Source organism: Pseudorhodoplanes sp., from assembly GCF_050250235.1.
Lineage (GTDB): Bacteria > Pseudomonadota > Alphaproteobacteria > Rhizobiales > Xanthobacteraceae > Pseudorhodoplanes.
In genome coordinates, this window is record NZ_JBFWPA010000284.1 from 1 (window position 1) to 4,030 (window position 4,030).

At 58.0% G+C, this 4,030-nt stretch carries 7 protein-coding genes; 4 read left to right on the plus strand and 3 right to left on the minus strand.

What is annotated here, in order from left to right:
- The 3 genes from AB7F49_RS38710 to AB7F49_RS38720 form a co-directional block, all read right to left on the minus strand.
- On the minus strand, nucleotides 1-1,099 hold a 1,099-nt coding region (locus AB7F49_RS38710; protein ID WP_428533130.1), incomplete at its 3' end, for an MBL fold metallo-hydrolase.
- 23 nt (nucleotides 1,100-1,122) lie between these two features.
- Nucleotides 1,123-1,419 carry a hypothetical protein gene (locus tag AB7F49_RS38715; RefSeq protein WP_007013913.1) on the minus strand — a complete coding sequence of 99 codons (297 nt, stop codon included), beginning with the start codon at nucleotides 1,417-1,419 and terminating at the stop codon, nucleotides 1,123-1,125.
- Nucleotides 1,420-1,574: 155 nt separating this feature from the next.
- Nucleotides 1,575-2,024 carry a DUF411 domain-containing protein gene (locus AB7F49_RS38720; RefSeq protein ID WP_428533134.1) on the minus strand — a complete coding sequence of 150 codons (450 nt, stop codon included), beginning with the start codon at nucleotides 2,022-2,024 and terminating at the stop codon, nucleotides 1,575-1,577.
- 47 nt (nucleotides 2,025-2,071) lie between these two features.
- Between AB7F49_RS38720 and AB7F49_RS38725 the strand changes: the two genes are divergently transcribed.
- From AB7F49_RS38725 to AB7F49_RS38740, 4 genes are all read left to right on the plus strand, one after another.
- Entirely contained in the window at nucleotides 2,072-2,542 is a 471-nt protein-coding gene (locus AB7F49_RS38725) for a hypothetical protein (RefSeq protein ID WP_428533137.1), read from the plus strand.
- Nucleotides 2,539-2,982: a periplasmic heavy metal sensor gene (locus AB7F49_RS38730; protein ID WP_428533140.1), complete on the plus strand. Its 444-nt coding sequence runs from the start codon at nucleotides 2,539-2,541 to the stop codon at nucleotides 2,980-2,982. The genes AB7F49_RS38725 and AB7F49_RS38730 overlap by 4 nt, the downstream gene beginning before the upstream one ends.
- A 6-nt stretch (nucleotides 2,983-2,988) precedes the next feature.
- Complete coding sequence (locus AB7F49_RS38735; protein WP_428533143.1) at nucleotides 2,989-3,549, plus strand: RNA polymerase sigma factor; 561 nt, start codon at nucleotides 2,989-2,991, stop codon at nucleotides 3,547-3,549.
- Nucleotides 3,550-3,761: 212 nt separating this feature from the next.
- The coding region (locus tag AB7F49_RS38740) for a multicopper oxidase domain-containing protein (RefSeq protein ID WP_428533146.1) at nucleotides 3,762-4,030 on the plus strand (269 nt) is incomplete at its 3' end.

Here is a 4,030-nt window from a genome sequence, read left to right on the forward strand (position 1 = left end):
TGCCGCCAGCCTGGAAACCGCTTAGAACGATAGCGTTCCTGGGATCGGGACCGAAACTGGCGACATGATGCAGGACGCGGCCGCCGGTGAGCATTCCGCTGGCGGAGACGACGATAAGCGGCCCGCTGCGGCGGTTCAGCTCTTTCGACTCCTCCACAGTTCGGACCCTCTCCGCCACATCGTTCATAGCCTTGCAGTCTTCCCAGGAAACGCGATGCTCGTCGTGAAAGCGATGATAGATTTCGGTAGCACTGATCCCCATCGGGCTGTTGAGGTAGACCGGTACGTAGGGGATCGCGCCACTGTTGCGCAGCCGCGCGATCTGCAACATGACGCCCTGAATCCGTCCCACCGCGAAAGCGGGAATGACGATGACGCCTCCCCTTTTTGAGACGCGATTTATGACGTCGGCAAGCTCCTGCGCCGCATCCACGTGCGGATGCTTGCGGTTGCCGTAGGTAGATTCGCTGACGAGAATGTCGGCGCCTTCGAATGCTTGCGGCTCACGCATCATGGGATCGGTCTGGCGCCCAAGATCACCGCTGAAGTGGATGCTTCGAGAACCTGCCTGTAATCTGATCTGCGCCGCCCCGAGTAAGTGTCCGGCACGAATGAAACGCGCCTCTAGCTCGTCTCCCAGCTCCAGCTCGTTGCCGAAGTCGACAGCGTCGATCTGCTCGAGCGCACGGTTCGCGTCGTCCTGCGTGTAAAGCGGCAAAGGGGTCTTGTGCTTCGAATAGCTCTTCCTGCGGGCATAGCGCGCCTCTTCTTCCTGCAGGTGGCCGCTGTCGGGAAGCAGAAGTCCGCAAAGCTCGGCCGTCGCGGGCGTACAATGTATCCTTCCCCTGAACCCATCACGTACCAGCGCCGGAAGATAGCCCGAGTGATCCAGATGTGCGTGGGTGAGCAACACCGCGTCGATCGATTGCGGCGGGATGGGGAAGGGATTCCAATTGCGCAACCGGAGTTGCTTGTAGCCCTGGAAGAGTCCGCAATCGACGAGGATTCTCCGACCGCCCTTTTCTACCAGATAGCGTGATCCGGTCACCGTTCCGGTGGCGCCCAGAAATTGTAAAGTAGCGTCGTTGCTTGATCCCATTTCCAATTGCTCCCGTCCTCGTTTCAACGGTCGCGGGATGTGTCCGGTCCCGCGGACCTGCGAGCGAAAAAGTGGTGCAGCGGGACCAGTAGAAGTGCAGCGTACCACCCGTAAAGGAAGCTTCCGACTGCACCGGCTAAAAATCCCTCGACAGTGAGCCATTCGAAGCCTGGCAAGAGCGGAGCCCAGGCTTCCACCATATGAAACCGGCCCGGAACGAGCAGGCCGAAGGCGACGCACAGAAGATAGCTGATCAGCACGAAAAGACTGAGCGTCCACCCCCAGATCCAGATGCCGCGCCCGATCGATATTTCAGACATGCTATCTCCTCCTGCTTCGGTTCGACCAGGCAATATTGCCGGTGGATATTCGGACAGGACAGGATTTCAGAATTTTCCGGTTCCTGCCGCTGGCCTTTTGCTGTTTGTTGCTCTTCAACGGCTTTCCTCTTGGAACGCCTCACGCGGCAGTTGAGCTAGTATCTTGCAAAGACCCTGTGTCCTGCGTCTCCAAAGGCTATGACCTCATAAGACTGTCGCTGTGCGCCCATTTCCATTCCGGGAGAGCCAAGTGGCATCCCGGCAACCGCCAGACCATCCACGCCTTGCGGCCGCTCGCGGAGTAGTTTTGCGATCGCGTCGGCGGGAACATGGCCTTCAATGACATAACCCGACACGATCATAGTGTGGCATGAGCGCAAATCTTGCGGTACATTTTGCGCATCTTTGAAGGCGCTCATATCGGGTTCGTCCACTGTCGCCACCCGGGCGTCCATATTGTCGCTGACATGGTCCGCCCAGGCTTCGCAGCACCCGCATTGCGGATCGCGGTGCATGGTATAGCTGGTCGCCTGCGCAACATTCGTGCAGGCCGCCAACGTGGTTAGCAGCACACCTGCCGCATATTTTCTTACTGCTCGTCGCATTCGGTGCCGTACCCCTTTTCCGAAGCCGCTACTTTTGCTCATCCTCCATGGGTCTAATCACGGAAGATCAGAGGCTGCTTGCACAGAAGGCAAGAGGTTTTGGCCTCAAGTTTCAGGTGCCTCTGAATCAACTACGAATGACGGGCGCAAATCCCTCAAGAAAAATTTTCGAGGGGTCAGTGCAATTCCTGCGTATGATAAATACCAGCAACAAATCGGAATTGATCTGGGTCATGGACGATAGAGAAATCGATAGGCTTCTTCAGAAGCTAGCGCTTGAGAATATGCCGGTGAGCATCGTTCCCGAGTTTTACGATGGTATTTGGGAGCGGATCGGCCGACTCCAGCAGGCGAGAGAGTCGCGGCACAAAATGATGGCGGCGTTCTGTATTGTTGCTCTCGGGCTTGGGGCGGGCATGGCGACAACCGGGGTTCCAGCGGCGTCACAAAAGCATCGCTATGCGATCGTTGAAGGAGCCGACCTGTCCCCCGCAGCTTTGTTGCATATCAGCCGATGAAACTTTCGCCGCTCAATGTCCTCGCGCTCCTCATCCTTGCAATTCTTGCTGGATCCATAGGCGCCGTTGCGACGAACCATTGGCTCAATGAGGAGAGCGATCGCGCGGGTCTGCACGCTTTCGTCCATGAAGAGCTGCAATTGACAGCCGAGCAGGATGCGCGCCTCGAAGCGCTTGAGGCTCAGTTCGCGATTGAGAAGAGGCACCTGGAGTTGTCGCTTCAAGCTGCCAATGCCGGGCTTGCTGCTGCGATGGATGATGAACATCGCTACGGCCCCAAGGTCGGTACCGCGATCGATGCAGTCCACGAAAGAATGGGTGACCTTCAGAAGGCGACTGTCCGCCATGTCTTCGACATGCGGGCACTGCTGAACGCCAGGCAGCAGGAAGCCTTCGACCGACAGGTTGGAAGTGCCCTTACCAGCGAACCCCGAGAATGAATCGGCGTGCGGGGCGAAACGCTAGAAGATGAAAAGCGGATTGTCGCATCAGCCAGGATCGGAGGCCGTGCGGCCTTTGACCAGCTTGCTCGCCACTACGCGCCCGGACTGCTGGTCCTGGCCGAGAGGATGATGGGCAACTCGGCCGATGGCGAAGATGCTGTGCAAGATGCCTTGGCGGCCGCTTGGTTGGCACTCCGGCAATTCGATCAGAAGCGTCCCCTGGGGCCATGGCTTGCGACCATCACGATGAACAAGTGCCGCGATGGCCTGCGCAGGCGGAGGCTCGCATTGTTCTTTCATATCGATGGCAGCGAGCAAGACTACGTTATCCCTGATGATCGTCCCGACCAGGAGAGAGAGCTCGTAAGCCGTCAGGAGCTCGCGAGGGTAAAACGGGAGATATCCTTCCTTCCCCAAAAGCTCAGGGAGCCATTTGTGCTCGTAGCGCTCGAATCCTACAGCCAGGCCGAAGCTGCCCAAATTCTCGGCATCAGTGAAAAGGCCGTAGAAACCCGCATCTACCGCGCCCGAAACTCTCTCAAGGAAAAGTTCGAGAAATTTTGAGGGGCGGACTGTTTTCCTTCGTAGATTAACCAGAACAGCCAGACCAGAGATAGCAAATGACATCAATTGATCGACGAAAGTTTTTGACCGCCGGCACAGCTTCTCTCGGCGCTCTGGGATTCGTGGGCGCAATGCCTGCCTGGGCGCGCGGGACGCTGGACGGGACTCTCGCCCGCCGCGGAAGTGACGTCCTTTCAGGTGACTACCAGACGATGACAGTCGCGGACGCCATGTTTACGACAGGGACTCGTCGCGGACCTGGCGTTACCGTCAACGGGACAATTCCTGGACCGCTATTGCGGCTGAAAGAGGGCCAGAATCTGGTCGTCGATCTCGTCAACGACAGTTCGATGGGCACTTCGATCCATTGGCATGGGTTGTTGGTGCCTTTTCTGATGGACGGCGTGCCGGGCGTTACCATGGCTGCGGTCGAGCCGGGTGAGCGATTTCGCTACGAATTCCCGATCCGTCAGGCGGGGAC

Coding starts and splice junctions, on each gene's coding strand:
- AB7F49_RS38715 (WP_007013913.1), bottom strand. CDS start 1,419: ATGTCTGAAATATCGATCGGGCGCGGCATCTGGATCTGGGGGTGGACG.
- AB7F49_RS38720 (WP_428533134.1), bottom strand. CDS start 2,024: ATGCGACGAGCAGTAAGAAAATATGCGGCAGGTGTGCTGCTAACCACG.
- AB7F49_RS38725 (WP_428533137.1), top strand. CDS start 2,072: ATGGGTCTAATCACGGAAGATCAGAGGCTGCTTGCACAGAAGGCAAGA.
- AB7F49_RS38730 (WP_428533140.1), top strand. CDS start 2,539: ATGAAACTTTCGCCGCTCAATGTCCTCGCGCTCCTCATCCTTGCAATT.